The 25184-nt window shown below is 74.0% G+C and carries 26 protein-coding genes, 2 tRNA genes and 1 riboswitch; of the genes, 9 read left to right on the top strand and 19 right to left on the bottom strand.

What is annotated here, in order from left to right; genetic code table 11:
• The first annotated feature begins 175 nt into the window (after positions 1-175).
• A complete protein-coding gene (locus LG396_RS35850) occupies positions 176-1486 on the top strand; it encodes an SGNH/GDSL hydrolase family protein (RefSeq protein WP_225797902.1) in 1311 nt (436 codons plus the stop codon).
• A 24-nt stretch (positions 1487-1510) separates the two neighbouring features.
• Here LG396_RS35850 and LG396_RS35845 read toward each other — a convergent pair whose 3' ends face one another.
• From LG396_RS35845 to LG396_RS35830, 4 genes are read right to left on the bottom strand one after another with little or no spacing between them, the layout of a single operon-like run.
• On the bottom strand, positions 1511-2233 hold the full coding sequence (locus LG396_RS35845) for a DUF1707 SHOCT-like domain-containing protein (RefSeq protein WP_100303041.1): 723 nt from the start codon (positions 2231-2233) through the stop codon (positions 1511-1513).
• A gap of 10 nt (positions 2234-2243) precedes the next feature.
• A complete protein-coding gene (locus LG396_RS35840; RefSeq protein ID WP_225797901.1) occupies positions 2244-3182 on the bottom strand; it encodes an ABC transporter ATP-binding protein in 939 nt (312 codons plus the stop codon).
• 33 nt (positions 3183-3215) lie between these two features.
• Positions 3216-4031 (bottom strand): ABC transporter permease, encoded by an 816-nt coding sequence (locus tag LG396_RS35835; RefSeq protein ID WP_372483630.1) that lies wholly within the window; start codon positions 4029-4031, stop codon positions 3216-3218.
• Positions 4024-4869: an ABC transporter permease gene (locus tag LG396_RS35830; RefSeq protein WP_225797900.1), complete on the bottom strand. Its 846-nt coding sequence runs from the start codon at positions 4867-4869 to the stop codon at positions 4024-4026. The genes LG396_RS35835 and LG396_RS35830 overlap by 8 nt, the downstream gene beginning before the upstream one ends.
• Positions 4870-5036: 167 nt before the next feature.
• Between LG396_RS35830 and LG396_RS35825 the strand changes: the two genes are divergently transcribed.
• Positions 5037-7319 carry a transglycosylase domain-containing protein gene (locus tag LG396_RS35825; RefSeq protein ID WP_225797899.1) on the top strand — a complete coding sequence of 761 codons (2283 nt, stop codon included), beginning with the start codon at positions 5037-5039 and terminating at the stop codon, positions 7317-7319.
• Between the two features lie 32 nt (positions 7320-7351).
• On the opposite strand, the gene LG396_RS35820 is transcribed toward LG396_RS35825, so the two are convergent.
• From LG396_RS35820 to LG396_RS35810, 3 genes are all read right to left on the bottom strand, one after another.
• Complete coding sequence (locus LG396_RS35820; RefSeq protein WP_018834066.1) at positions 7352-7672, bottom strand: DMT family transporter; 321 nt, start codon at positions 7670-7672, stop codon at positions 7352-7354.
• Positions 7673-7702: 30 nt separating this feature from the next.
• A riboswitch (guanidine-III (ykkC-III) riboswitch) is annotated at positions 7703-7767 on the bottom strand.
• Between the two features lie 26 nt (positions 7768-7793).
• Complete coding sequence (locus LG396_RS35815) at positions 7794-8096, bottom strand: GroES family chaperonin (protein WP_018834067.1); 303 nt, start codon at positions 8094-8096, stop codon at positions 7794-7796.
• A 55-nt stretch (positions 8097-8151) separates the two neighbouring features.
• Positions 8152-8496, bottom strand: coding sequence for a DUF3618 domain-containing protein (locus tag LG396_RS35810; protein ID WP_100303036.1), 345 nt, complete (start codon positions 8494-8496; stop codon positions 8152-8154).
• 103 nt (positions 8497-8599) lie between these two features.
• Between LG396_RS35810 and bcp the strand changes: the two genes are divergently transcribed.
• On the top strand, positions 8600-9079 hold the full coding sequence (gene bcp, locus LG396_RS35805) for a thioredoxin-dependent thiol peroxidase (protein ID WP_018834069.1): 480 nt from the start codon (positions 8600-8602) through the stop codon (positions 9077-9079).
• On the opposite strand, the gene LG396_RS35800 is transcribed toward bcp, so the two are convergent.
• From LG396_RS35800 to LG396_RS35785, 4 genes are all read right to left on the bottom strand, one after another.
• Positions 9063-9722 (bottom strand): class F sortase, encoded by a 660-nt coding sequence (locus LG396_RS35800; protein ID WP_225797898.1) that lies wholly within the window; start codon positions 9720-9722, stop codon positions 9063-9065. The genes bcp and LG396_RS35800 overlap by 17 nt on opposite strands.
• Complete coding sequence (locus LG396_RS35795) at positions 9712-10323, bottom strand: hypothetical protein (RefSeq protein ID WP_225797897.1); 612 nt, start codon at positions 10321-10323, stop codon at positions 9712-9714. Before LG396_RS35795 ends, LG396_RS35800 begins: the two co-directional genes overlap by 11 nt.
• A 172-nt stretch (positions 10324-10495) precedes the next feature.
• Positions 10496-11275 carry an HAD-IIA family hydrolase gene (locus LG396_RS35790; protein WP_026275997.1) on the bottom strand — a complete coding sequence of 260 codons (780 nt, stop codon included), beginning with the start codon at positions 11273-11275 and terminating at the stop codon, positions 10496-10498.
• A 124-nt stretch (positions 11276-11399) separates the two neighbouring features.
• Positions 11400-12686 (bottom strand): hypothetical protein, encoded by a 1287-nt coding sequence (locus LG396_RS35785; RefSeq protein WP_225797896.1) that lies wholly within the window; start codon positions 12684-12686, stop codon positions 11400-11402.
• 172 nt (positions 12687-12858) lie between these two features.
• On the opposite strand from LG396_RS35785, the gene LG396_RS35780 reads away from it, so the two are divergent.
• Together LG396_RS35780 and LG396_RS35775 are read left to right on the top strand one after the other, a co-directional pair.
• Entirely contained in the window at positions 12859-13980 is a 1122-nt protein-coding gene (locus LG396_RS35780) for a Gfo/Idh/MocA family oxidoreductase (protein WP_225797895.1), read from the top strand.
• 48 nt (positions 13981-14028) lie between these two features.
• Positions 14029-14102 (top strand) — tRNA-Lys (locus tag LG396_RS35775).
• 78 nt (positions 14103-14180) lie between these two features.
• Here the strand turns inward: LG396_RS35775 and LG396_RS35770 are convergent.
• Positions 14181-15410, bottom strand: coding sequence for a nucleoside/nucleotide kinase family protein (locus LG396_RS35770; RefSeq protein ID WP_225797894.1), 1230 nt, complete (start codon positions 15408-15410; stop codon positions 14181-14183).
• A 95-nt stretch (positions 15411-15505) separates the two neighbouring features.
• Between LG396_RS35770 and LG396_RS35765 the strand changes: the two genes are divergently transcribed.
• Positions 15506-15590, top strand: a tRNA-Leu gene (locus LG396_RS35765).
• Positions 15591-15842: 252 nt separating this feature from the next.
• Here LG396_RS35765 and LG396_RS35760 read toward each other — a convergent pair.
• From LG396_RS35760 to ehuB, 5 genes are all read right to left on the bottom strand, one after another.
• Positions 15843-16646 carry an IclR family transcriptional regulator gene (locus LG396_RS35760; protein ID WP_051642863.1) on the bottom strand — a complete coding sequence of 268 codons (804 nt, stop codon included), beginning with the start codon at positions 16644-16646 and terminating at the stop codon, positions 15843-15845.
• 199 nt (positions 16647-16845) lie between these two features.
• Positions 16846-17655 (bottom strand): ectoine/hydroxyectoine ABC transporter ATP-binding protein EhuA, encoded by an 810-nt coding sequence (ehuA, locus tag LG396_RS35755; RefSeq protein ID WP_018834076.1) that lies wholly within the window; start codon positions 17653-17655, stop codon positions 16846-16848.
• Positions 17639-18292 carry an ectoine/hydroxyectoine ABC transporter permease subunit EhuD gene (gene ehuD / locus LG396_RS35750; protein ID WP_027741753.1) on the bottom strand — a complete coding sequence of 218 codons (654 nt, stop codon included), beginning with the start codon at positions 18290-18292 and terminating at the stop codon, positions 17639-17641. Before ehuD ends, ehuA begins: the two co-directional genes overlap by 17 nt.
• Complete coding sequence (ehuC, locus tag LG396_RS35745) at positions 18289-19035, bottom strand: ectoine/hydroxyectoine ABC transporter permease subunit EhuC (protein ID WP_018834078.1); 747 nt, start codon at positions 19033-19035, stop codon at positions 18289-18291. Before ehuC ends, ehuD begins: the two co-directional genes overlap by 4 nt.
• Positions 19035-19952 (bottom strand): ectoine/hydroxyectoine ABC transporter substrate-binding protein EhuB, encoded by a 918-nt coding sequence (gene ehuB / locus LG396_RS35740; RefSeq protein WP_018834079.1) that lies wholly within the window; start codon positions 19950-19952, stop codon positions 19035-19037. The genes ehuC and ehuB overlap by 1 nt, the downstream gene beginning before the upstream one ends.
• A 97-nt stretch (positions 19953-20049) precedes the next feature.
• Here ehuB and LG396_RS35735 point away from each other — a divergent pair, with 97 nt between their 5' ends.
• Positions 20050-20550 carry a DUF3830 family protein gene (locus LG396_RS35735; protein WP_026275999.1) on the top strand — a complete coding sequence of 167 codons (501 nt, stop codon included), beginning with the start codon at positions 20050-20052 and terminating at the stop codon, positions 20548-20550.
• Between the two features lie 49 nt (positions 20551-20599).
• On the opposite strand, the gene LG396_RS35730 is transcribed toward LG396_RS35735, so the two are convergent.
• Positions 20600-22051, bottom strand: coding sequence for an amidase (locus LG396_RS35730; protein ID WP_225797893.1), 1452 nt, complete (start codon positions 22049-22051; stop codon positions 20600-20602).
• Positions 22052-22122: 71 nt separating this feature from the next.
• A complete protein-coding gene (locus LG396_RS35725) occupies positions 22123-23064 on the bottom strand; it encodes a D-2-hydroxyacid dehydrogenase (RefSeq protein WP_018834082.1) in 942 nt (313 codons plus the stop codon).
• Between the two features lie 236 nt (positions 23065-23300).
• Here LG396_RS35725 and LG396_RS35720 point away from each other — a divergent pair, with 236 nt between their 5' ends.
• Together LG396_RS35720 and LG396_RS35715 are read left to right on the top strand one after the other, a co-directional pair.
• On the top strand, positions 23301-24269 hold the full coding sequence (locus LG396_RS35720; RefSeq protein ID WP_037729678.1) for a maleate cis-trans isomerase family protein: 969 nt from the start codon (positions 23301-23303) through the stop codon (positions 24267-24269).
• Between the two features lie 83 nt (positions 24270-24352).
• Positions 24353-25093 (top strand): maleate cis-trans isomerase family protein, encoded by a 741-nt coding sequence (locus tag LG396_RS35715; RefSeq protein WP_018834084.1) that lies wholly within the window; start codon positions 24353-24355, stop codon positions 25091-25093.
• Positions 25094-25184: the final 91 nt, after the last annotated feature.

Genomic DNA, 25184 nt, shown 5'->3' with positions numbered 1-25184 from the left:
GCCGGCGCACCGCCGCCGCCGTACCGGAGGCCGGGGAGGCGGCGTCCGGGGAGGAGACCCCCGGGGACGGCCCGGGCGGCACCGGGGCTGTGACCGGAACGCCTCCCTCCCATCGCTAAGATGGCGGACCGCCCCGCACAGCGCGGGCGACGGACTTCCGGGGGAGCAGGCTGACGTGACGAACAGGACGGGCTACGCCGTGCTCGCCGCCCTGGTGGCGGTCGTGGCGCTGCTCGTCGCCGGCGTCCACGCCGTCACCGACCGCCCCGCCGCGCCCCCGCCCCCCGGCGCCGGCGGCAGCGCGGGCGCCGCCGCCCCCGCGTCCGTCGGCGGCTGGGCGGGCACCTGGGCCGCCGCACAGGCCGCGGCGGAGCCGGGCACGCGGGACGGCTTCGCGGGCACCTCCATACGCAACGTCGTGCACACCTCCATCGGCGGCGCCCGGGCCCGGATACAACTCTCCAACGAGTACGGCGACACCCCGCTGACCCTCACCCGGGCCAGCGTCGCCGTCGCCGCCGGAGCCGGCGCCCCCGCGGCGCAGCCGGAGACGATGCGCCCGCTGACCTTCGCCGGCACCGACGCGGTGACGATCCCCGCGGGCCGGACGGTGACCAGCGACCCCGTGCGGCTGCGGGTGCCGGCCGACACGGACCTGCTGGTGACGACGTACGCGCCGGCGCCGGGCGGCCCGGTCACGTACCACCCGCACGCGCTCCAGACCTCCTACCTGGCCGCGGGCGACCACACCCGGGACACCGAAGGGGCGGCGTACGACCGGGAGTTCCGGTCCTGGCGCTACGTCACCGCCGTCGACGTCTGGAGCGAGCACGCCGCCGGCACCGTCGCCGTCCTCGGCGACTCGCTCACCGACGGCACCACCTCCACCCCCGACGCCAACCGCCGCTGGACGGACTACCTCGCCCTGCGCCTGCGCGAGGAGCCCGGCGCGCCCCGCTACGGGGTGCTCAACCTGGGGATCAGCGGCAACCGCGTGCTCACCGACGGCGGCGCGGAGTTCCCGAACAACGGCCCCTCCGGGCTCAACCGTCTGGACCGCGACGTGCTTTCGCGCACCGGCGTCAAGGCCGTCGTCGTCGAACTGGGCATCAACGACATCCTCAAGTCCCCCCGCACCGCCGACGCGGACGCCATCGTCGCGGGGCTGCGCGAGACCGCCCGGCACTCCCGCGACCGGGGCCTCAGGGTCCTCGGCGCGACGCTGATGCCGTTCCGTGGGCACCCGGCGTACACGCCGCGGGCCGAGCGCGTACGGCAGGAGGTCAACGAGCGGATCCGCGCGGGCGGCGTCTTCGACGCGGTCCTCGACTTCGACGCGGCCGTGCGCGACCCGGACCGGCCGGCGCGCCTGCACCCGGCGTACGACTCGGGCGACCACCTGCACCTGACGGACCTGGGCTACCACGAGATGGCCCTGACGCTGGACCCCGCGGACCTCAAGCCCCGCGCGCAGGCCGTGCTCTGACCCGGCCGCCGGGCAGGTCCCGTACTACTCCAGGCGCTTGCGGCGCTCCTCGCGCGCGAGCCGCCGCTGCTCCCGGGCCAGCCGCCGCTCTTCCCGGGCCGCCTCCGCCTCCGCGCGCCGGGCGGCCTTCGTCTTCTTCCGGCTCGTCCCCACGCCGCCCCAGAAGGCGAAGCCGGTGAGCGTGACGCGCGGGGTGCCCGGGGTGTGGGGGACGCCGACCTGGGAGTGGTCGAAGCCGCCCATGATGCCGATGCCGCGCACCTCCAGCGCCATGTCCGGCGGCAGGATGACGTTCGCGCCGCCCATGATGGAGATGCAGCGGATCTCCACTTCCGCGGCCTCGAAGTCCGCCTCGCGCAGGTCCAGTTCGCCGCCGCCCCAGAACGAGAACATCGTGAAGCGCCGCGGCACCGTCCAGGCCCCCTTGCGCTGGAAGCCGCTCATGATCGCGATGCCCGTGCGCGATGTCGCCTCGCCGCCGATGCGGCCGCTCCAGCCGGACGGCGGCCGGGCCGGGGCCGCCGCCCGCGGCGAGACGGCGGGGATCCCGGAGCCCGCCGCGGGCAGGTCGCGGGTGAGGGGTTCGAGCTGGGCGTAGGTCTTCGCCCCGTACGCCGCCTCCAGCCGCTCCTCGAACTCGTCCATGGCGAGCCGGCCCTCCGCCAGCGCGTCACGCAGGATGCCCGCGACCTGCTCCCGGTCGGCGTCCGAGGCGCGCAGCTCCGGCAGATGCTCATCGCTCGTCATGGCATCGAGCTTATGCGTACATGCGGGCGATGACGTCCTCGATGTCGGGCTCCCGCACCGAGAGGTCGACCAGCGGCCACCGCTCGGCGACCTCCGCGACGAGCGGCGCCGCGCTGGCCCCGGCGGGGAACGCGAGCCACTGCCGCGGGCCCTCCACCTTCACCGTGCGGCAGCCGGCGACGTCGATCGGCGGCAGCTCGCGCTCCAGGTCGACGACGAGCATCCGCTCGCTCTCGCCGACCGCGTGCAGCCCGTGGAGGTCGCCGTCGTACATCAGCCGGCCGTGGTCGATGACCATGACCCGCCTGCAGAGCTGCTCGATGTCGGACAGGTCGTGCGTGGTGAGCAGCACCGTCGTGCCGCGGTCCGCGTTCAGCTCGCGCAGGAACTCCCGCACCTTCGCCTTGCTCAGCACGTCGAGCCCGATCGTCGGCTCGTCGAGGTACAGCACCTCGGGGTCGTGCAGCAGGGCCGCGGCGATGTCGCCGCGCATCCGCTGGCCGAGGGAGAGCTGCCGCACCGGCACCTCCAGCAGGTCGCCGAGGTCCAGGAGTTCGGTGCAGCGCGCCAGGTTCGCGTGGTAGCGGTCGTCGGGGATGCGGTACATGCGGCGCATCAGCCGGTATGAGTCGAGCAGCGGCAGGTCCCACCAGAGCGTGGTGCGCTGGCCGAAGACGACGCCGATGCGCCGGGCCAGCCGCGTCCGCTCCTGCGCCGGGTCGATGCCGGCGACGCGCAGCCGGCCGGAGCTGGGCGTGAGGATGCCGGTGAGCATCTTGATGGTGGTGGACTTGCCCGCGCCGTTGGGGCCGATGTAGCCGACCATCTCGCCGCGGGGCACGGTGAAGCTGATGCCGCCGACGGCGCGCACCTCGTGCCGCGTACGGCGCAGCCGGCCCGCCCGGCGGCGTACGGAGAAGACCTTCTCCAGGTCCTCCACCTCGATCACGTGCTCCTCCTTCGCGTCCTGTGCACCGTCGCGTCAGCTCCCCGTGCTGCGGTATCCGCGCAGCCCCGTGCGCCACGCCAGCCCGGCCAGCGCGCAGCACGCGGCGGCGACGAGCGGCGAGGCGAAGTCCACCCAGCCGGGCAGGCCCAGCGGGTCGTCCCGGCCGAGGATGTGCAGGGCCGGCAGCCAGTTGACGAACGCCAGCGGCACGACGAACGTGACGCCGCGCACCAGCTCCTTGCTGAAGATCGTCGGCGGGTACTGCGTCAGGGTGTTGCCGCCGTACGTGAAGGAGTTCTGCACCTCCGCAGCGTCCGTGGCCCAGAACTGGAACGCCGCGCCGCAGGCGAACACCGCCCCGAAGATCGCCGCCCCCGACAGCACCATCACCGGGACCAGCAGCACCGAAACGGGCGTCCACGCCACGCCCTCCAGCGCCGTCAGCGACCAGACCAGCACGATCAGCCCCTGCAGCACCCGGCCGATCCGGCGCAGCGCGAAGCGGTCGGCGGCTATCTGCGCGAACACCGGCACCGGGCGGACCAGCAGCGTGTCCATCGTGCCGTCGCGGATCCGGCCGCCGATCCGGTCGAGGTTGCCCAGCAGCAGGTCGGCCAGGCCCAGGGAGGTGGACGTGGTGCCGTAGAGGAGCCCGACCTCGGCGAACGTGAAGCCGCCGAGCACGTCGGTGTGCGAGAACATGATCGCGATCGCGGCGAAGTCGGCGGCGGTCATCAGCAGGTTGCCGAGCGCCGTCATGGCGAACGACATGCGGTACGTCATCGTCGTACGCACCCACATGGCGACGATCAGCCCGTACCCCCGCGCGCCCGCGGCCAGGTCAGCCACCCTGCACCACCACCTTGCGGGTCGCGACCGCCTGCATCGCCCGCCCGGCGGCCAGCAGCGCCCCCGCCCACACCGCCTGGAACGCCAGCGCCCCGGCGAGGCCCGCGCCGGTGTGCCGGCCGAGCAGCACGTCGGCGGGGACCTGGAGCATCGCGGCCCACGGCAGCGCCTGCGCGACGTCGCCGAAGGCGCCCGGGAAGACCGTCAGCGGCAGCAGGGTGCCGGAAAGGAGCATCGCCACCAGCGAGTTGATCAGGTTGATCCCCTGGCCGTCGAGGAGCCAGAACGCGGCGAGGCCGACCAGGTAGCGGATGGCGAAGCTCACCAGGCAGCCCAGCGCCACGGAGAGCAGGAAGAGCAGCCACGTGTGCACCGCCGTGGGCAGCGCCAGCTCGAAGGCCAGCGCCCCCGCCGCCAGCGGGACGACGCCCCGGCCGAGGAGCTGGAACGCGGCCCGGCCCATGTCGTGGGCGCACCACCAGAGCTGGAGGTCGGCGGGCCGGTAGAGGTCCACGGCCACGTCGCCGGAGCGGATGCGCTCCTGCAACTCCTCCTGGAAGCCGAAGCCGAGAAGGGCGGCTGGCGCCAGCAGCGCCTGGCCGACCCAGACGAAGGTGAGCGCCTGCGCCTGGTCGTAGCCGCCGAGCTGCGGGCGCTCGTGCCACAGCGCGATGAAGGTGTAAGCCAGGATGAAGCCGAAGACGGTGTTGGTGAAGACGCCGGCGAAGGTGGCCGCGCGGTACGTCGCGAACCGGCGGAAGCCGCCGGCCGCCACCAGCCCGTACAGCCGCAGCGCCTGCACGGCGGGCGCGTCCCGCAGCCCGTCCCACCCGCGCATGGCGCCTCCACCCCCTCACCGGCCGCCCGAGCACAAAGGTGCTGACTTTAGTCCAGTCGGGTTGAGCGCTGCGACCGGTTATTCACACCTCCCGGATATCTGCATCCTTAATGACAAACTGCCCGCAAGGGTCATATCAGACGACAGCGCGAGCCCACGGACGGCAGATGAGCCACACGGAGATGCGACAGGGCACCCGGAGCTTCGGCCCCGAGGCGGAGCCGGAGGACGTCGACGGCGACATCGACATCGGCGGCGGTGGCAACGGCGGCGGTAGCGGTGGCGGTGGCGACGTCGGCGGCACCGGCGCGGACGGTGTACCGGCACCCCCGCCGGCCCCGTCCGCCGACCGGCCCGCGCCGGCCCGCAGGCGGCGGCGCACGTACCGCAGGACCTGGTGGAAGGTGCTGCTGGGTGCCGCGATGCTGACACTGGCGCTGGCCTCCGGGGCGTTCGCCGTCGGCTACCTGACCGTCGACATCCCGCGGCCCAACGACATGGCGACCGCCCAGAGCAACCACTACTTCTACGCCGACGGCACCAAGCTCGCCGACAAGGGCGAGGTCGACCGCGAGAGCGTGGAGCTCCAGCGCATCCCCGACCACGTCCGCATGGCCGTACTGGCCGCCGAGGACCGCGAGTTCTACTCCGACTCGGCCGTCAACCCGATGGCCATGGTCCGGGCCGGCTTCAACACCCTGACCGGCAAGGGCACCCAGTCGGGCTCGACCATCACCCAGCAGTACGTGAAGAACTACTACCTCGACCAGGAGCAGACGATCAGCCGCAAGCTCCGCGAGGCGTTCATCGCGATCAAGCTGGACCGCGAGGTCACCAAGGACGACGTCCTGGAGGGCTACCTCAACACCAGCTACTTCGGCCGCAACGCCTACGGCGTGCAGGCCGCGGCGCAGGCGTACTACGACAAGGACGTCGAGCAGCTGACCGTCGCCGAGGGCGCGTTCCTCGCGACGCTGCTCCAGGCCCCGAGCACGTACGACGTGGCCGTGCACCCCGACAACCGGCCCGCCGCCGAGTTCCGCTGGAACTACGTGCTGGACGGCATGGTCAAGGAGGGCTGGCTCGCGCCCGGCACCCGCGAGAGCCTGGAGTTCCCCGTGCCGGAGCCGTCCCGGCTCGACCCCGGCCTGTCCGGGCAGCGCGGCTACCTCGTCGAGGCCATCAACAGCTACCTCGTCGAGCACCGCATCATCGACGAGAAGACCCTCGCCGCCGGCGGCTTCCGCATCGTCACGACGCTCCAGCCCGACAAGCAGGACGCGTTCGTCGGCGCCGTGGAGGAGCAGCTGACGTACCACCTCGACCCGGAGTCCAACCCCGCCGACGGCTACGTGCGCGTCGGCGGCGCCTCCGTCGACGTCGCCAGCGGCAAGGTCGTCGCGCTGTACGGCGGCCCGGACTACACCCAGCAGTACGTCAGCAACGCCACCCGCCGCGACTACCAGGCCGGCTCCACCTTCAAGCCGTTCGTCTTCGCCGCCGCCGTGCAGGAGAAGGCGAAGAACTGGGAGGGCAAGCGGATCACACCGCGGACGATGTACGACGGCGACTCCGACCGCCGGGTGATCGGCCGGAAGGGCAAGGCCCTGCGCTACGCGCCGGACAACCAGGACGACGTCTCGTACGGCCGCATCAACGTCGCCGACGCCACCAACGATTCGGTCAACTCCGTCTACGCGCAGATGGCCCAGGACGTCGGCCCCAAGAAGGTCCGCGGCACCGCCATCCGCCTCGGCCTGCCCGCCGCCACCCCGGAGCTGAAGGCCCACCCCTCCATCGGCCTCGGCACCGCCACCCCCAGCGCCCTCGACCTGGCGCAGGCCTACGCCACGCTCGCCGGCCACGGCGACCACGGCGGCTACCGGCTCGTGGACAAGCTCAGCCGCAACGGCGAGATCTTCCAGCTCCCGCCGCAGCGTCCGCACCCCGTGATCTCCCGGAACGCCGCGGACGCGACGACCGCGATGCTGCAGAGCGTCGTCGAGAACGGGTCCGGCGAGGAGGCGCAGATCGCCGAGCGCCCCGCGGCCGGCAAGACGGGCACCGGCGAGCACGACCGCTCGGCGTGGTTCGCGGGCTACACCCCGGAGCTGGCGACCGTGGTGGGCGTGATGGGGCAGGACCCGGAGACGGGCGCGCAGAAGTCGCTGCACGGGGTGCTGGGGGAGGACCGGATCAGCGGCGGCGGGGTGCCGGCGCGGATCTGGGGCGCGTACACGAGGGACGCGCTGTGGGACGTGCCGCCGAGCGACTTCGACCTGGAGGTCGGCCACAAGCAGCGGATGCCCTACACGCCGCCCCCCGCTCCGGCCCCCGCGCCCGTGCCGGCCCCCGCCCCCGCGGCGGTCCCGGCGGTGCCGGTGCCGGCAGCCCCGCCGGCACCGGCGCCCGCCGCGCCCGCGGGCGCGGCGCCGCCGGTGCCGCAGTAGGAGAAACGGGGGCGGCCGGGGCCGTACGGGTGTCAGTGGCCGGACGTCGCCTTCAGCCCGACCACCGCGACCAGCAGCAGGGCGACGAAGAACACCCGCGCCACCGTCGCGGGCTCACCCAGCACCACCATGCCGAGCAGCGCGGCGCCGCCGGCGCCGATGCCCACCCACACGCCGTACGCCGTGCCGATGGGCAGGGTCTTCGCGGCCTGGGCGAGCAGCATCATGCTGGCGGCGATGCCGGCGACGGTGAACACGCTGGGCCACAGGCGGGTGAAGCCTTCGGTGTACTTCATGCCTATCGCCCAGCCCACTTCGAGCACACCGGCGACGAGCAGCAGGATCCACGCCATGAGACGGACCTCCGTAGTCGGACTGACGGGGGTGCGTCGTCTTTGCGTGACCCGGTACGGCGCGTCTCGTCGGGTTGCTCCAACCGTAGCAAGCCGCCGCGGAAGACCGTTCCGGTGGTCGTTACAGGTACAGGCCCGTGGAGTCGTCCGAGCCTTCCAGGCGCTCCGAGGCGACCGCGTGCAGGTCGCGCTCGCGCAGCAGCACGTAGCCCACGCCCCGCACCTCGACCTCGCCGCGGTCCTCCGGGTCGAACAGCACCCGGTCGCCCGGCTCGACCGTCCGCACGTTCTGCCCGGTCGCCACCACGTCCGCCCAGGTCAGCCGGCGGCCCACGGCCGCGGTGGCGGGGATGACGATGCCGCCGCTGGACCGGCGCTCGCCCTCCGCGGTGTCGGTGCGGACGAGTACCCGGTCGTGGAGCATCCGGATGGGCAGCTTGTCGTGGGGCGTATTCACGGACTCGACGGTACCCGCGCCGCTAGCGGCGCCGTCGCCTGCCCCGGGACTTCCCCGGCCGGCGCGATCCCAGCGCCAGCAGTCCGACGACGGCCACGAGGGTCGCCGCGACCGGCACGATGCGCTCCAGCCGGGGTGCGCCGTCGGGCGAGACCAGCACACCGCGGGCGCTGTCGACGGCGCGGTTCGCGACCACGAACGCCTGACCCGCGGTGCGGTCCACCGCGCCCTTCGTCCGGGCCCTGGCCTCGTCGACCAGGTTCTTGGGGCTCACCCGCAGCGAGATCTCGTCGAGCGTCGCGGCGAGATCCTGCCGCCGGCGGGCGATGTCCGCCTCGATCTGCGCGGGAGTCCTGCCGTCCGACACCGCGGTGCCTCCGTCCTCGCCGTCCGTCTGCTTTTCGACAGTCTGTCAGCCGTTACGCTCGGGTGCGACATCCGCCCCGCACCGAGGAGTAGGGAAAAGCACCATGAGCGAGCGACTCCAGCCCGGCGACCCGGCCCCCGACTTCACCCTGCCCGACGCGGACGGCAAGGACGTCTCCCTCGCCGACCACCGGGGCCGCAAGGTCATCGTCTACTTCTACCCGGCCGCGCTCACCCCCGGCTGCACCAAGCAGGCGTGCGACTTCACCGACAACCTCGACGTCCTCGCCACCGCCGGCTACGACGTCATCGGCGTCTCGCCCGACAAGCCGGCGAAGCTGGCGAAGTTCCGGGAGAAGGAGTCGCTGCGGGTGACGCTCGTGGGCGACCCCGACAAGGCGGTGCTGGAGGCGTACGGCGCCTTCGGCGAGAAGAAGCTCTACGGCAAGACGGTGACCGGCGTCATCCGCTCCACCGTCGTCGTCGACGAGAAGGGCACCGTGGAGCGGGCGTTCTACAACGTCAAGGCCACCGGTCACGTCGCGAAGCTCCTCAAGGACCTCGACGTCACTTCGCCCGCGTGAGATAGCCGGAGACCACCAGGTTGCCCGTGTAGGTCCGCGCCATCGACTCGTACGGGCCCCCGCAGGTGAGCAGGCGGATCTCGGCCCGGCCGCGCTTGTGCTGCCCGTAGACGCGCTGGGCGTCGAAGCCGTCCTTGGCGACGGTCTCCACCCGCTCCACCGTGAACACCGCCGTGCGCCCGTCCGCACGCGTCACCGTGATCTCCTCGCCGGGGCGCACGTCGCCCAGCCGGTAGAACACCGCCGGTTTCGCGCGGGTGTCCATGTGCCCGACGAAGACCGCGACGCCGGCCGCGCCGGGGCGCGCGCCGCCGCGGTACCAGCCGATCTCGTCCGCGTTGCCGAACGGCGGCGCCTGGACCGCGCCGTCCGCGTCGAGCCCCCTGCCGACCACCGGCCCCTGGACCCCGACCGACGGCACCGCGACGCCCGCGGGCGCGGAGCCGGGCAGCGGGCGGGCCGCCGGCGGCCCGTCGCGCAGCACCTGCGCGGCGGCGGCGCCGTCGGAGACCGCGTCGCCGCCGCCGTCGCCGCCGCCGTCGCCGCCGAGGTCGCGGCCCCACAGGCCCAGGCCCAGCAGGAGCACGGCCCAGGCGGCGGCCGTGACGAGGCCCGGGCGGCGGCTCGTGCGCTCAGCGGCCATCGGGGGTGCCGTCGCCCGGTGCCGCCGCGGCGCCGCGCGTCCGGCGGCGTACGAAGGCGACGGCGAGGACGCCCGCGCCGCCGCCGACGAGGGTCAGGGGCAGGACGGGCACGGAGCCGTTCTTCTCCGCCCGCGCCTGCTGCGTCTCCTGCGTCTCCCGCGTCTCCTGCGTCTTCTTCGCGGTGCCGCCGCCGCCCGCGGTCACCGGCGACCAGGGCTGGTGCTCCCAGTTGTTCTTCCAGTGGTCGGGGCGCTGGTGCTGCTCCTCCACCACCACCTGGCCGCGCGCCACCCGCCGGCCGCCGTCGCAGTCGACCCACACCGGGTACGTACCGGCCCGCGCGGACCACTTGATCTTCCCCCGCCCGCTGAGCCCGCCGTAGTTCACCGGCCGCAGGTTCACCGGTGCCTCGAAGACCTCCGAGGCCGCCGAGGCGTACTCGCCCCGGCAGGCGCCGGTGCTCACCTCGACCGGGTCGCCGCGCTGCACGCGGTACGGGGTGACCGTCACCTCGCCCTGCGCGTACGCGTCGGCGCAGGAGACGGCGGCGCCGCCCGTCAGCAGGAGAACGGCGGCAAGGCAGACACGGGCCGGGCGCATGGGACCTCCGGGAAGCTCTCACTCCCAGGGTCGCGACCTGCCGTGCCCCCGCATCCGCAGGGCCGCCGGCACTACGCCGATCCGGTTGCCGCCCACCCGAACGGCGGGCACGGGCCGCCCCCGTCGTGCGACGGGCCTCCGGCCCGGAGCGGCGCGGCCCGGCTCGGCCGGCTCAGACCAGGTCGACGAGGTCGGCGATCGAGTCGACGATGTGCGACGGCCGGTACGGGAAGCGCTCCACCTGATCCGCCCGGGTGAGCCCGGTCAGCACCAGGTACGTCTCCATGCCCGCCTCCAGGCCGGCCAGCACGTCGGTGTCCATCCGGTCGCCGATCATCGCGGTCGACTCGGAGTGGGCGCCGATCTGGTTGAGCCCGGAGCGCATCATCAGCGGGTTGGGCTTGCCGACGAAGTACGGGTCCTTGCCGGTCGCCTTGGTGATGAGCGCGGCGACGGCGCCGGTCGCGGGCAGCGGGCCCTCGGTGGACGGGCCGGTCTCGTCCGGGTTGGTGGCGATGAAGCGGGCGCCGTTCTCGATCAGCCGGATGGCCTTCGTCAGCGCCTCGAAGCTGTACGTGCGGGTCTCGCCGAGGACGACGTAGTCGGGGCGGTGGTCGCTGAGCACGTAGCCGTGGTCGTGCAGCGCGGTGGTGAGCCCGGCCTCGCCGATGACGTACGCGGTGCCGCCGGGGCGCTGGTCGTCGAGGAACTTGGCGGTGGCCAGGGCGGAGGTCCAGATGCTCTGCACGGGCACGTCGAGCCCGATGCGGGAGAGCCGGGCGTGCAGGTCGCCCGGGGTGTACATGGAGTTGTTGGTGAGCACGAGGAAGGGCTTGCCGGAGTCGCGCAGCCGCTTGATGAAGGCGTCGGCGCCGGGGATCGGGATGCCTTCGTGCATCAGCACCCCGTCCATGTCCGTCAGCCAGGACTCGACCGGCATACGCTCCGCCATCTGCATTCTCCAACCGGTGCCGCGGGGACGGGGTCACCAGCCTAAACGCAGGAGCGGGGGGACAGAGGGGGCGGAGGGAGAAGAGGGGGGAACGGGGAGCCGGCGGCGGGAGCGCGCGGCCCGGTCAGCCGGGCGGTGGCGGGGAGGGGCGGCCCGGTTGTCCCGTCGCGGCGGGGCAGTCCGGGGCCGGGGGCCGCGTGGGGCGGCGGGGGGTGCGGCGGAGGTGGCGGGCGGCGAGGAGGAGGGCGGTGCCCAGGAGCAGCGATCCGGCCGCCCCCGCCCCCACCGCGGCGGCGGCCCGGGGGCCCGTTGCGGCGAGGCTCTCCGGCATCGGGGCCGCGTCGGGGAGCAGGGGCGGTCGCTGCCGTACGTCGCCCGGCCACAGGGGTACGCCGCCGGGCCGCGGCGGCGGCGGGCCGGTCGGCCGCTCCGGGCCGGTCGGCCGCTCCGGGGCGGTCGGCTGTTCCGGGCCGGGGGCGGCCGGCGTTCCCGGTCCCGGTGGGCGGGTGCCCGGCGTGCCCGGTGCCTCCGGTGCCTCCGAGGCCCTCGGCGACGCCGGTGTTGCCGAGGCCCGCGGGCTTCCCGTGTTCCCCGGCACCCGCGGACCTTCCGAACCTTCCGGACCCTCCGGGCCCCCCGCGCTCTCCGGCGCGCCCGGCGCTCCCGGCGCGCCCCCGTGCGCGGGTCCGGTCGGCCGCCCCGGACCGCCGCCCCCGCCCCCGCCGGACGGCTCCGGGTGCCGCGGCGTCGCCTCCTCCGGCGCCGCGGAGCGCTCCGGTTCCGCCCTCCCGCCGCAGCAGCGGCGCCCCGGCTCGACGCGCATCCCGTAGTCCTTCGACTGCCCCACCCACTCGCCGTCGTCCCCGCGCCGCTGCACCGTGGTCACGTTCAGGGTGACCCGCCCCCGCGGTGCGCCCTCGGCGAAGCCGATGCGTACCGGCACCTCGCGGCTCTCTCCCGCCCGCAGCACGAAACCGCGGAAGCCGCCCGCGAACACCCCCGCGCTCTCGTCCGCGCCCGTCCGCTCGAAGTCCACCGGCCGCCACCGCCGCGCCTGCGCGTCGTGGAACTCCAGCCGGATGTCCGCGGGCCGGAGCCGCCCGCCGCCCTCGTGGCCGAGTACGGCCACGGGGTGCACGTCGCGGCAGGAGCCGCCCGAGGCGTTGTGCAGCCGCAGCGTCAGGCCGCCCCGCTCGCCGCCCGCCCGGAGCGCGGCGCCGTCGCCGCGCAGCGCCGTCTCCACGGGGAAGCGCCCGGCCCCCGGGTCGCCGCAGCGCGGCGCGAACGCCCGGCCGGGCGGCGGCTCCTGCGCCGCCGCGGCACCGGCCGCGGCGGGGGAGACGGGGGAGACGGGACAGAGGAGGAGGGCTGCGGCGGCGGCCGTGCGGACGAGTACGGAACGCGGTCCCATGCTCGCGACCGTGCCACGCCCCCCGCCGCGGCGATCGGCGAGGCGGCTCCGAACGGCCCAACGCCTGCCTCCATGACGCCCGTCCGGCGCAACCCCCGGCCCGAACGGGCACCGGGGGCCGACGCCCCGCCCGCCCCCGGGCCCGCGCGGGCGGTGTGGTTGAGTGACGGACATGGATGGCACCCCTGGCAGCACCCCCCTGCGCGTCGGTCTCCTCGGTTACGGACTCGCCGGGTCCGTCTTCCACGCCCCCCTCGTCGCGGCCACGGACGGGCTCGTCCTGGACACCGTCGTCACCGGCGACCCCGAGCGGCAGAAGCAGGTGCGCGCCGCGTACCCGGACGCCACCACCGTCGCCACCGCCGACGAACTCCTCGCCCGCGCCGACCGCCTCGACCTCGCCGTCGTCGCCACCCCCAACCGCACCCACGTGCCGCTGGCCACCGCCGCGCTGGAGGCCGGGCTGCCCGTCGTCGTGGACAAGCCGATCGCCGCCACCGCCGCCGAGGCCGGCGAGCTGGCGACCCTCGCCGAGGCCCGCGGACTGCTCCTCTCCGCCTTCCACAACCGCCGCTGGGACAACGACTTCCGCACGCTCGCCGCGCTCCTCGCCGACGGGGCGCTCGGCGACGTCCACCGCTTCGAGTCCCGCTTCGAGCGCTGGCGGCCCTCGCTGCGCGGCGGCTGGCGCGACTCGGCCGACCCCGCGGACGTCGGCGGGCTGCTGTACGACCTGGGCAGCCACCTCGTCGACCAGGCGCTGACCCTCTTCGGCCCGGTCACCTCCGTCTACGCCGAGTCCGACGCGCGGCGGGCCGGCTCGGTGGTCGACGACGACGACTTCGTCGCGCTGGTGCACGCCGGGGGCGTCCGCACACACCTGTGGATGACCGCGATGGCCCCGCAGCTCGGGCCGCGCTTCCGGGTGCTGGGCAACCGCGCCGGGTACGTGAAGTACGGGCTCGACCCGCAGGAGGCGGCGCTGCGCGAGGGCCGCCGCCCGGGCGACGGGGCGGACGGGGCGGACAGGGCGGAGGGTGCCTGGGGCACGGAGCCCGAGTCCGCGTGGGGCCGCCTCGGCGCCGGGGAGTCCCCGCTCACCGGCGGCGGCGAACCGGTCCCCACCCTCCCCGGCGCCTACCCCGCGTACTACGCCGGCATCGTCGAGGCCCTGCGCACCGGCACGCCCCCGCCCGTCACCGCCGCCGAGGCCGCGGCGACGCTGCGGGTGCTGGAGGCGGCCCGCCTGTCGGCGTCGGAGGGCCGGGTCGTACGGCTCCCGGAGGGTGCCTGAGCACCCCCGGTGAGCCGGTATGCTTGACGGCGTCGTGCAAGACGACCTGCGCCGCTAGCTCAGTTGGTTAGAGCAGCTGACTCTTAATCAGCGGGTCCGGGGTTCGAGTCCCTGGCGGCGTACGCACCCCGAAGAGCCCGGGCCGGTCGGCCCGGGCTCTTCGCGTGTCCGCTTGTCTGCGTCTCCGCCTGTCCGCGGCCTCAGCCGAGGCGGTGCGTACCGGCGGCGACGGCGTCCCGCACGGCGGCGGCGGTCGCCTCGGGCGGCTGCCCGCCGGTGTCCAGCGCATGCCCTTCGTACGGGCCGAGGTCGGCGAACTCCCGGTGCATGGCCCGTACGGGCCCGGGGTCGGTCAGCGCGCCGGGGCCGGTACGGGCGGTGGCGCGGGCCAGGGTCGTCGCCTCGTCGGGGCGCAGGACGACGTAGTGCAGGGGGACGCCGGCGGCGCCGGCCGCGGCGCGGTACGCGTCGACGAACCAGGGGCCGACGACGCCGTCGAGGACGACGCGGTAGCCGCCGGCGGCGTACCGGGCGGCGGCGCCCGCGGCGACGGCGACGACGGTCTCGTTCTGGCGCCGGGCCTCGGGGAGGTAGGGGGCGATGCCGCCGCGGGCGATGAAGGCCCAGAAGTCGTCGGTGTGGAGGTGGACGGCGAGTCCGGACTCCGCGGCGAGGAGCCGGGCGACGGTGGTCTTGCCGGCCCCCGGCGGACCGCTGACGACGAGGATGTCGCCGGGCGGGCCGCCACCGGGGGCGCCGTCCGCCGCCCCGGCGGGGCTGTCGGCCGGGCTGTCGGCCGGGTCGTCGGCCGCCACGATCCGGTCGCACCGCGCACGCGACGCCTTCACCAACTCCGCGTTGGGCGCGTCGTTCGCGTCTATCCAGGCGCGGGACGCTGCCGCCGTGCGGCCGAAGCCCACGTGGCGCTCCATCAGCCGGGCGTCGCGCACCGCGTCGGCGGCGTCGACGTACCAGACCTCCGCCATCAGCGCCCGCGCCGCGCGCCAGCCGGGGAGGTCGCAGGCGAGGTAGTTGCCCTCGGTGACGATCAGCCGGGTGCCGGGCGGGACATGGTGGCGGGCGGCGACGGGCTCGTCGAGGGCGCGGTCGAAGTCCGGCACGTACACCTCGGCGTCCGGCTCCTCCGCCAGCCGGCGCAGGAGCGCCGCGTAGCCGGCGGCGTCGAAGCTCGGCTCCGAGCCCTTGCGGTCGCGCAGGCCGAGGCGGTCGAGCTGGGCGTTGGAGAGGTGGAAGCCGTCGAGCGGCACGTACGCGGCGGCCCCGGCCCCGTGCCGCGCGCGCAGCGCGGCGACGAGCGCGCGGGCCAGCGTCGACTTCCCGGCTCCGGGCGCCCCCGCGAGCCCCAGCACGGCGCGGCGCCGCCCGCCGAGGAGGGCCCAGGCGTCGTCGGCCAGCGGTTCGGTACGCATTGCGGCACCCTACGACGCCGCGGCCCCCGCGGGCCCGCGGGGCCCAACCCGCCGTATCGGGGCCGCGATCCGGGGGCGGGTAACATTCCGGGCGAGCGGCGGTGGCGCAATGGCTGACGCAGCAGACTTAGGATCTGTGGCCCCTGACAGGGCTTGAGGGTTCGAATCCCTCCCGCCGCACGCGAACCCGCTGCGCGGGGCGCGGCGGGTGGACGGCACCGCGGGGGCCGCCCGCGGGGGTGCGGACCGCTGCAGGGCGCCTGCGGCGCCGGGCGCACAGACGGGGCAACGGGCCCGGGGGCCTGTCGCGCCGCTGCCGCGGGAGCCGACCGCGCCGCACCGCGCTACCGGGCCCGCCCCTCGCCGCGCAGCGCCCCCGTGCCGCCCGCCGCTCCGCGGCGTCCCCGGCCTCCCCGGCCCTGTGGGCGCCCGCTACAGCGACAGCGCCAGCAGCAGGTTTCCCGCCTCCGTGTTCAGCTTCTCCGCCGCCGCCCTGAGGCGGTGGGTCTGGTGGACCGGGAGTGACAGCGCCACGCAGCCCACCTCGCGGCCCGCCGTCAGCGGGACCGCCGCGCAGACCGTGCCCACCGCGTACTCCTGGAGGTCCAGGGTCGGGACCGTCGCCACCTGGCGGTCCAGCGCCGCCAGCACCGCCCTCTCGCTCGTGAGCGTCCGCGACGTCAGCCGCGCCGTGCGGTGGCGCGAGAGGTGTTCGCGGCGGGCGTCGTGGTCCAGTTGCGTCAGGAGGCACTTGCCTATCGCCGTCGCGTGCGCCGCCGAGCGGAAGTCCACCCACTCGTTCACCCGCGGCGTCCCCGGCGCGTCCGCGACCTGCGTGACGCGGACCTCCCCGTCCTCGTACCGGCCCAGGTAGATCGCCGCCCGCGTCGCCTTCCGCAGGTCGTTCATCCCCCGCAGCAGCTTGTCGTGGACCGCCCGCATCCGGCTCCCGCCCGCGCCGAGCAGCGCCACGGCCTCGCCGATCGTGTACGAGCCGTCCTCCAGCCGCTCCAGGTAGCGCTGCCTGCGCAGCGTCAGCAGCAGCTGCGCCAACTGCCCGGGCGGCAGGCCGGTCTCGCGGGCGAGCAGGGCGACGGGCACCCCCTCGCCGCCGTGCCGGGCCGCGGCCTCCAGCACGCGGAAGGCGTGCCGTACGGAGGGGAAGGGCGCCGCCGGTGCGTCGTCCGCCGGCTCCGGTCGCCGGCCCGGGGGCTGGTCCCCGGGGTTCGGGTGCAGGACCGCCACGTGGTCTCCCCACTCCTGGGCAGGCCCCGAAGTCCCGTCGACCTCACCGCGGCCCGTACCCCACCGTAGCCGCACAACTCCCCACCGTCACCCATGCGTTCGCCCCCGCGCCCGCCGTGTCCGCGGGGAACACGCCGGCGGGCGCCCTCCGGCACCGGAGGACGCCCGTCCGATGGCGTCCGCCGCCGCCTCAGAGGATCGCGTTCAGGAACTGCTGGGTGCGCTCCTCCTCCGGCTCGCTGAAGATCTTCTCCGGCGGTCCGGACTCGATGATCTTCCCGGCGTCGAACATCAGCACGTCGTCGGAGATGTCCCGCGCGAAGTTCATCTCGTGGGTGACGCAGAGCATCGTGATGTCCGTCGTCTGCGCGATGTCCCGCAGCAGGTCCAGCACGCCCGCGACCAGCTCCGGGTCCAGCGCCGAGGTGACCTCGTCCAGGAGCAGCACCTGCGGGCGCATCGCCAGTGCCCGGGCGATCGCCACGCGCTGCTGCTGGCCGCCGGAGAGCTGCGTCGGGTACTTGTCGATGTGCTCGGTGAGGCCCACCAGCTCCAGCAGCTCCCGCGCGCGGGCCTCCGCCTCGTCCTTCGCCATGCCCAGCACGTGCACCGGGGCCTCGGTGATGTTCCGCATCACCTTCATGTTCGGGAAGAGGTTGAACTGCTGGAACACCATGCCGATGTTCTTGCGCACCTCGCGGATGTGGTTCTCGCCCGCCGGCTCCAGCTTGCCGTTGCGCTCCTCGTGGAAGAGGTAGTCGCCGTTGACCTTGATGGTGCCGCTGTCCGGCTCCACCAGGGTCATCAGCAGCCGCAGGATCGTCGTCTTGCCCGACCCGGAGGGCCCGATGAGCGTCACGTGCTTGCCGGACGACACGTCGAAGCAGAGGTCGTCCAGGACGACGTTGTCGCCGAACCGCTTGGTCACGTTGTCGAAGCGGATCAGCTCGCTGCCGTCGACGGGCGGGTTCTCGGTGGTGGAGTCAGGTGTTGTTGACAAGGCGACGCTCCAGAACTCGGATCAAAAGGGAAGCGGGGTACGCGATCACGATGAACGCCACGCCCACGACGGTGATGGCCTCGGTGGTGAAGGTCTCGTTGCTGAACTGCCGGGCCTCGCCGAGCATGTCCAGCGCGCCGATGACGGCGATCATCGGCGAGTCCTTGAGCATCGCGACCACGTAGTTGCCCAGCGCGGGCACCACCCGGCGGATGGCCTGCGGCAGGATCACGGACGACCACGTCCGCCCCCGCGACAGGCTGAGCGCCTTCGCCGCCTCCCACTGGCCGACCGGTACGCCCTCGATGCCCGCGCGGTACACCTCGGCGGTGTACGTCGAGTAGTGCAGGCCCAGGCCGACGATGCCGGTGGTGAGCGGGGACATGGACGGGCCCCACTGGGGGACCACGTAGAACAGGAAGAACAGCTGCACCAGCAGCGGCGTGTTCCGGATGAACTCGGTGACCGCGGTCACCGGCCAGCGGACCCACCGCTGCGGCGCCCGCTGCGCCATGGCCCACACCAGGCCGAGGGCGAAGGCGATCAGCGTGCCGAGCGCCAGGGCCTGGAGCGTGACGAGCACGCCGTCCCAGAACCGCGGCATGAACTCGTCGACGACCTCCCAGTCGAACGTCATCCCAGACCTCCAGCGCCTTGAGTGCTCGCCTGCATGGACTCACCGCTGGGGCTGAGCTTGCGGGAGAGCAAGCCGTTCCTCTTCTCCGGAGCCCGGCCCACCCCCGCTTTGGCCCGGCGCTCCAGCATCCGCATGAGGCGGGTGAGGATGAACGCGAGAATGAAGTAGAGGACCAGCAGCAGCGTGTAGATCGGCGCGCTCTCGTTCTTCGCCAGCCGCAGCAGGTTCCCGGCGAACGTCATGTCGGCGACGGCGATGACCGACACCAGCGACGTGCCCTTCAACAGCTCGATCAGCAGGTTGTTGAACGGCGGGATCATCTCCGGCCACGCCTGCGGAAGCTCTATGCGGCGCAGCCGCTGCCAGCGGGTGAAGCTGAGCGCGATGCCCGCCTCCCGCTGCGCCGCGGGCACCGCCGCCAGCGCACCGCGGACGATTTCGGAGCCGTACGCGCCGTAGGTCAGGCCCAGCGCCAGGGTGCCGGACCACAGCGGCACGAACTGCCAGCCGAGCATCAGCGGCACCGCGAAGGCCATCCAGAACATGAAGATCAGGGCGGACATGCCGCGGAAGATCTCGAAGTACGTGCCGGCGAGGAACCGCACGATCCAGAACCGCGAGGTCCGCAGCGTACCGACGACGAACGCCACCAGGGCGGACAGCAGCGCGCTGTAGACCAGCACCTGGATCGTGATCCAGATGCCCGGGAGGAACCACCCGGTGAAGAAATCCCAGGTCATCATCAGGGACACAGCTCCTTCACCGTCTTGTCCGTCATCTCCCGTTCGGTGAAGCCGTAGGGCTTGACGAGGCGGAGCAGTTCGCCGCTCTCCTTGAGCTTGTGCAACTCCTTGTTGAAGGCGTCGCGCAGGTTCTTCTCCGAGAGCCGGAAGGCGAAGCCGCCGGCGCCGTAGGCGGGCTCGCCGTCGACGATCGGCTGGAAGGGCTTCGTGCTCTCGGCCCGCTTGGAGCCCTTGACCGCGTTGAACACCGTGACGTTGGTGCCGGCGAAGGCGTCCACGCGGCCCTGCTCGACGGCTTCGAGGCCGGCCACCTGGTCCGGCAGGACCAGGACCTCCTTGACCCCGTTGGCCTTCGCGTAGTCGATCTCGGCGTACGCGGTGCCGCTCGCCAGCTTCAGACCCTGGTCCGCGATGTCCTTGTAATCCTCGATGCCGTGCGGGTTGCCCTTCTTGACGATGAAGGCGTCCAACATCAGATAGTCGGGGTCCGCGAAGAGCACCTGGGCACATCTGTCCGGGTTGATGTACATTCCCGCGGACACCACGTCGAACAGCGAGACCTTGAGCCCCGGGATCAACGCCCCGAACTCCACCGGCACCGGTTCGATCTTGGGAATCCCCAGCCGCTTGAAGACGACCTCGGCGATCGCCGGCGCCTCCCCGACGGCGTCGCCGTCCTCGTTGATATAGCCGAAGGGCACCTCGCCGGCGATGCCGACCTTGACGACGCCGCGGTCTCGCAGCTGTTCGAGCAGGTCACCCCCTTCGACGGTGCCGTCCGCCTCGGCGGTCCGGCTGCAACCGGCGGCGCCGCCGATCGCGCCGGCCGCGCCGACGGCGGCGGCTGATGCGAGCAGCGTGCGGCGCCTCAGCCCGCCCGGCCCGCTTCTCGTCTCGTTCTCACCACGTAGAACCATGGGCGCGCGGCTACCCGCCCCCGCCGAAGTTATGCGGGTCGGTTCCGCGCGGTGATCCTCCCGTTATCGTGGGATACACCGAACGAGGGAGTGGTGCATGTCTGCACGATTTGTCGAGGTCTCTCTGGCCAAGCGCGGCGTTCGCTGCACTGCGAAGCTGCTCGACGACAGAGCGCCCGTGACCTGTGCCGCGGTGTGGGACGCGCTCCCGCTCGGCGGCGACGTCTACCACGCGAAGTACGCGCGCAACGAGATCTACGCCCTGCTGCCCGCGTTCGCGGCCGCCGAGCCGCCGCTGGAGAACCCGACCGTCACCCCGATCCCCGGGGACCTGTGCTACTTCAGCTTCACGGACACCGTGCTCGGCACCGCCAGCTACGGCTACGAGGCGGAGGCCAAGCACCAGGGCCGTACGAGCGTCGTCGACCTCGCGCTCTTCTACGAGCGGAACAACCTGCTCATCAACGGCGACTCGGGATGGGTCCCCGGCATCGTGTGGGGCTCGGTCGTGGAGGGCCTGGACGAGATGGCCGCCGCCTGCCAGGACCTGTGGCGGGCCGGGGCGCTCGGCGAGACCCTCAACTTCCGCCGGCTCTGACGCCGTGAGGTGCTACGGGGCCGCGCACGCGGCCCCGTAGCGTCTTGGCTCAGCCGACGGCGGACTCCGGCGGCCTGATGCCGTCCGCGATCCCCGACTCGTACAGCGCCTGCGCCGTGCGCAGCACCAGCGCGTCCCGGTGCCGCGCCGCGACGAGCTGCAGCCCCACCGGCAGCCCCGCCCCGTCCACCCCGCAGGGCAGGCTGAGGGCCGGCTGCTGCGTGAGGTTGAAGGGGTACGTGAACGGGGTCCACCCGGTCCACCGGGTGTACCCCGAGTCCTTCGGCACCTCCGCCCCCGCCTCGAACGCCGTGATCGGCACGGTCGGGGTGACCAGCACGTCGTACGTCTGGTGGAAGCGCCCCATCGACTGCCCGAGCGCCATCCGCACGTCCACCGCGGCCAGGTAGTCCAGCGCGCTGTACCGCTCGCCCAGCTCGACGATCTCGCGCAGCCCCGGGTCCATCCGCTCCCGCGCCTGCGGACCGTACGGCTGCACCACCCGGGCGGCGCCGCTGAACCACAGGGTGTGGAACGCCTCCTGGCACGCGGCGAGCCCCTCGCACAGCCGCGGGTCGGCCTCCTCCACGTACGCCCCGAGGTCGGAGAGCCGCTCCACCGCGCCCCGCACCACCGCGGCCACCTGCCGGTCGACGGGCACCTGCCCGCCGAACGACGCGCTGTACGCCACCCGCAGCCCCCGCACCCCGTCCGCGGCCCCGTCCAGGGCGTCGACGAAGCCGCCGGCGGGCGGGCCGAGCTGCGACCAGTCCCGCGGGTCCGCGCCGCTGACCACGTCCATCAGCAGGGCCGTGTCCCGGACGTCCCGGGCCATCGGCCCGACGTGCGCGAGCGTGCCGAAGGGGCTCGCCGGATACAGCGGCACCCGCCCGTACGTGGCCTTCAGCGCGACGATCCCGCAGAACGCGGCCGGGATCCGCACCGAGCCGCCGCCGTCCGTGCCCAGGCTCAGCGGCCCCGCGCCCAGCGCCACCGCCGCCCCGCTGCCGCCGCTGGAGCCGCCGGTGGTGCGGCCCGTGTCGTACGGGTTCGTGGTGACCCCGTTCAGCGGGCTGTCCGTGGTGCCCTTCCAGCCGAACTCCGGCGTTGTGGTCTTGCCGAGGAACACCGCCCCGTGCTCCCGCAGCCGCGCAACGGAGGGGCCGTCCTCGTCCCACTCGAGGCCGGGGTTGACGAGCCGGGAGCCGCGCAGCGTGGGGGCGCCGCGCTGGAGGATCATGTCCTTGACGGTCACGGGCACCCCGTCGAGCAGCCCGGCGGGCTCGCCGCGCTGCCAGCGGCGCGCGGACGCCTCGGCGCCGGCGAGCGCCTCGTCCCGTACGGCGTCGTCGAGGGTGACGAAGGCGTTGGTCAGCTCCTGCGCCCGGGCCGCGCGCGCGAGCGCCGCGCGGGTGGCCTCGACGGGCGACAGCGCCCCGGAGCGGTAGCCGCGCAGCAGCTCCACCGCCGTGAGATCCGCCGGATCCGTGCTCCCCGTCATCCCGCCGCCTCCTCGGTCGTCCGCCGCCTTCGCCGCCTGCTCCGCCTGCTCAACGTTCCCTGCATTCTGCGTCACCGTACGTACCCGAGCTGCTTGTCCACGACGTTGAAGAGCGGCCGGCCGGCCTCCCACAGGTCGAACAGCTCCAGGAACTGCTCCGACAGGTCCCCGCGCCAGCCGACGGTGTCGCCGCTCATGTGCGGCGAGACGAACAGGCCCGGCACCTGCCACAGCGGGTCCTCCGGCCCCAGCGGCTCGGTCTCGAAGACGTCGAGCGCCGCCGCCGCGATCTCCTGCTGCTCCAGCGCCGCGACCAGCGCCGTGGTGTCGACCAGCGGGCCGCGGCCGACGTTGATGAACCGGGCCCGGTCCGGCATCGCGGCGAACGCGTCGCTGCCGAACATCCCGCGGGTCTCCTCGGTCAGCGGCGCCACGCAGACCACCCAGTCGGCCTCCACCAGCAGCGCCGGCAGCTCCGCCTGGCCGCGTACGCCCTCGCGCGCGGTCCGGCCCACCAGCTCTGTACGCACCCCGAGGCAGCCCAGCGTCTCCGCGATGGCCCGACCGATCGGCCCGGCGCCCACCACCACCGCCCGGGTCCCCGCCAGCCGCAGCGTCTCGCGGTGCTGCCAGCGGCGCTGCCGCTGCCGCTCCCAGGTGCCGGGCAGGTCCTTGGCCATCGCCAGCACCAGCCCGGCCACGTACTCCGCGATGGGCCGGTCGAAGACCCCGCGGGCGTTGGTCAGCACGGTGTCGGAGGCGGCGAACTCGGGGGAGAGCACATGGTCGACCCCGGCGCTCGGCGTGTGCACCCACCGGGGCCGCGGGCCGGGCCCCGGCCACGCTCTGCGCACCGCGGGCGAGGTGAAGTCCCACACCAGCACCACGTCGGCGGAGGGCAGCAGCTCGGCGAGCCCCTCCTCGTCCGTGCTGATCACTTGGGCCCGGCCCCGGAGCCGGTCCAGGTCGGGCGGCGGGTCGTCATCGAGGACGAGCACGCGGATTTCGGACATAGGAAGGAAACCGTCCCGCAATGTGGCACTGCTGCAATGGTCCGCAGCACTGGAAGCAGTACTGGATGTAGCCTGAATGAGAAGGCGGAAAAACGTCGGAGATGCGAGGATTGACCACGCTAGGGGTGTGCCTCTACCTTCGTCAATAACCGCATCTGTCACTGCGTCCCGGTCGCTCACCGGCTGCTCCAGATGATTTACCTTCCCCCAGCCCTCCGTACGAACGGGGCATCCTCATGGACGTCTCTTTTCTGGGCGGACCACAGCCACAGCGTGGTGTGGGTGTCGTAGCCCCTTTTGATTTCGCGCTCGACCGCGAGCTCTGGCGATGGGTGCCGGACGATGTGTCCCTGCATCTGACGCGCACCCCCTACGTCCCCGTCGAGGTCAGCCTCGACCTGGCCAGGCTCGTGAGTGAGCACCAGACCCTGCGGGAGGCGGTGCGCGCCCTGACCGCCGTCTCGCCCGAGGTCATCGCCTACGCGTGCGCGTCCGGCAGCTTCGCCGACGGCCGCATGGGCGAGCGCGCCATGACCGCCGCCATGTCGTCCGCCGCCGCCGTGCCGGCGATGACGACGTCCGGAGCCATGCTCAGCGCGCTGAACGAGATCGGCGCCCGCCGCACCGCCATCGTCACGCCCTACACGCCCTCCGTCACCGGAGCGCTGGAGGAATTCCTCGAAGAGGGCGGCATCGAGGTCACGGGACGGGCCAGCCTCGGGCTGACCCGGCACATCTGGCGGGTTCCGTACCGGGAGGTCGTCGAGATGGCCCGGATCGCCGTCGCGCAGGGCTCTCCGGACGCGCTCTTCATCAGCTGCACCAACCTTCCGACGTACGACGTCATCCCGCAGCTGGAGGCGGAGCTGCGGATGCCGGTGCTCTCGGCGAACCAGGTCACGGTCTGGGCCGCCCTCCAGCGCATCGGCAAGGAGGCCGTGGGCCCTTACCAGGCGCTGCTGGACCCCGCGGCGCGGCTCGGCTGGGCCTCCATGCCGCCGCCGGACGCCACGGTGCTCCCCGACGTCACGGTGCTGTCGGCGGAGCCCGTGCTGCCGCCAGAGGTCCCGGCACCGCCCGCGGACGTGCCCGCCCCGCCGCCGCCGGAGGCGGCGCTGGCCGGCTCGGCGCAGGCGCAGGACGCCGACGCGGCGGACGCGTCGGAGCCGCTGTGGCCGGACGACCCGGGGCAGTGGCCGGCGTAGGCCGGCGGCGAGGAACACCCGAGATCCCGGCGCGGGGGAGTGCCCGCGCCGGCGGACGCACGTTCACGTAGGACGGAGGCAGTGTGCAGCAGAACGCCAGGGCGACCGCGACCGTCGGTTTCCTCTACCCCGGGTACTCGGCCGAGGACGACTACCCCCGCATCCAGGACATGCTCGGCGGCGAGACCGCGCTGCCGCTCGTGCACACCGACATCGGCGAGGACGCGCACCGCGTGGACGCCCTGCTGGAGATGGGCTCCGCCGCCCGGCTGGCCGCGGGCGTCGACCAGCTGAAGGCGCAGGGGGCGCAGGCCGTGGTCTGGGCGTGCACCAGCGCCAGCTTCGTCTACGGGCCCGAGGGCGCGGCGGGGCAGGTGGCCGAGCTGTCCGAGACCGCCGGGCTGCCCGCCTCCAGCACGTCCTTCGCCTTCGCCCACGCGGTGGGGGAGCTGGGCCTGCGCCGGGTGGCGGTGGCGGCGACGTATCCCGACGACGTGGCGGAGTTGTTCGCCGTCTTCCTGAAGGCGGCCGGCGCCGAGGTCACCTCGACCCGCGGGAGCGGCATCATCACCGCCGCCGAGGTGGGCACCTGGGGCCGGGACGAGGTGCTGGCGCTGGCCCGCGGCGGCGACCACCCGGACGCGGAGGCGGTCCTGCTGCCGGACACGGCGCTGCACACGGCGGCGTACGTCGCGGAGGCGGAGGCGGTCCTCGGCAAGCCGGTGCTCACGGCGAACCAGGTGACGGTCTGGGAGGGCCTGCGCCTGCTGGGCCGCCGGACGGTGCAGCCGTCGCTGGGGCGGCTCTTCACCGACCGGGGCTGAGCGGCGCTCAGGGGCCCCGTGGCGCCCCGGGACGGGCGCCGGGCGCCCGGGGGCGTACGCGGCGGTCCGCCGGGCGTACGCGCCGGGCGTG

This window comes from Streptomyces aculeolatus, assembly GCF_020400605.1.
Taxonomy (GTDB): Bacteria; Actinomycetota; Actinomycetes; order Streptomycetales; family Streptomycetaceae; genus Streptomyces; species Streptomyces aculeolatus.
Note: the sequence above shows the minus strand (reverse complement) of the source record. Positions and strands in the feature narration are given on the sequence as shown.

Coding starts and splice junctions, on each gene's coding strand:
- LG396_RS35845 (WP_100303041.1), bottom strand. CDS start 2,233: ATGACGAGCGATGAGCATCTGCCGGAGCTGCGCGCCTCGGACGCCGAC.
- LG396_RS35830 (WP_225797900.1), bottom strand. CDS start 4,869: ATGCGCGGGTGGGACGGGCTGCGGGACGCGCCCGCCGTGCAGGCGCTG.
- LG396_RS35825 (WP_225797899.1), top strand. CDS start 5,037: ATGAGCCACACGGAGATGCGACAGGGCACCCGGAGCTTCGGCCCCGAG.
- LG396_RS35820 (WP_018834066.1), bottom strand. CDS start 7,672: ATGGCGTGGATCCTGCTGCTCGTCGCCGGTGTGCTCGAAGTGGGCTGG.
- LG396_RS35815 (WP_018834067.1), bottom strand. CDS start 8,096: ATGCTCCACGACCGGGTACTCGTCCGCACCGACACCGCGGAGGGCGAG.
- bcp (WP_018834069.1), top strand. CDS start 8,600: ATGAGCGAGCGACTCCAGCCCGGCGACCCGGCCCCCGACTTCACCCTG.
- LG396_RS35800 (WP_225797898.1), bottom strand. CDS start 9,722: ATGGCCGCTGAGCGCACGAGCCGCCGCCCGGGCCTCGTCACGGCCGCC.
- LG396_RS35795 (WP_225797897.1), bottom strand. CDS start 10,323: ATGCGCCCGGCCCGTGTCTGCCTTGCCGCCGTTCTCCTGCTGACGGGC.
- LG396_RS35790 (WP_026275997.1), bottom strand. CDS start 11,275: ATGGCGGAGCGTATGCCGGTCGAGTCCTGGCTGACGGACATGGACGGG.
- LG396_RS35785 (WP_225797896.1), bottom strand. CDS start 12,686: ATGGGACCGCGTTCCGTACTCGTCCGCACGGCCGCCGCCGCAGCCCTC.
- LG396_RS35780 (WP_225797895.1), top strand. CDS start 12,859: ATGGATGGCACCCCTGGCAGCACCCCCCTGCGCGTCGGTCTCCTCGGT.
- LG396_RS35770 (WP_225797894.1), bottom strand. CDS start 15,410: ATGCGTACCGAACCGCTGGCCGACGACGCCTGGGCCCTCCTCGGCGGG.
- ehuD (WP_027741753.1), bottom strand. CDS start 18,292: ATGACGTTCGACTGGGAGGTCGTCGACGAGTTCATGCCGCGGTTCTGG.
- ehuC (WP_018834078.1), bottom strand. CDS start 19,035: ATGATGACCTGGGATTTCTTCACCGGGTGGTTCCTCCCGGGCATCTGG.
- ehuB (WP_018834079.1), bottom strand. CDS start 19,952: ATGGTTCTACGTGGTGAGAACGAGACGAGAAGCGGGCCGGGCGGGCTG.
- LG396_RS35735 (WP_026275999.1), top strand. CDS start 20,050: ATGTCTGCACGATTTGTCGAGGTCTCTCTGGCCAAGCGCGGCGTTCGC.
- LG396_RS35730 (WP_225797893.1), bottom strand. CDS start 22,051: ATGACGGGGAGCACGGATCCGGCGGATCTCACGGCGGTGGAGCTGCTG.
- LG396_RS35725 (WP_018834082.1), bottom strand. CDS start 23,064: ATGTCCGAAATCCGCGTGCTCGTCCTCGATGACGACCCGCCGCCCGAC.
- LG396_RS35720 (WP_037729678.1), top strand. CDS start 23,301: ATGGACGTCTCTTTTCTGGGCGGACCACAGCCACAGCGTGGTGTGGGT.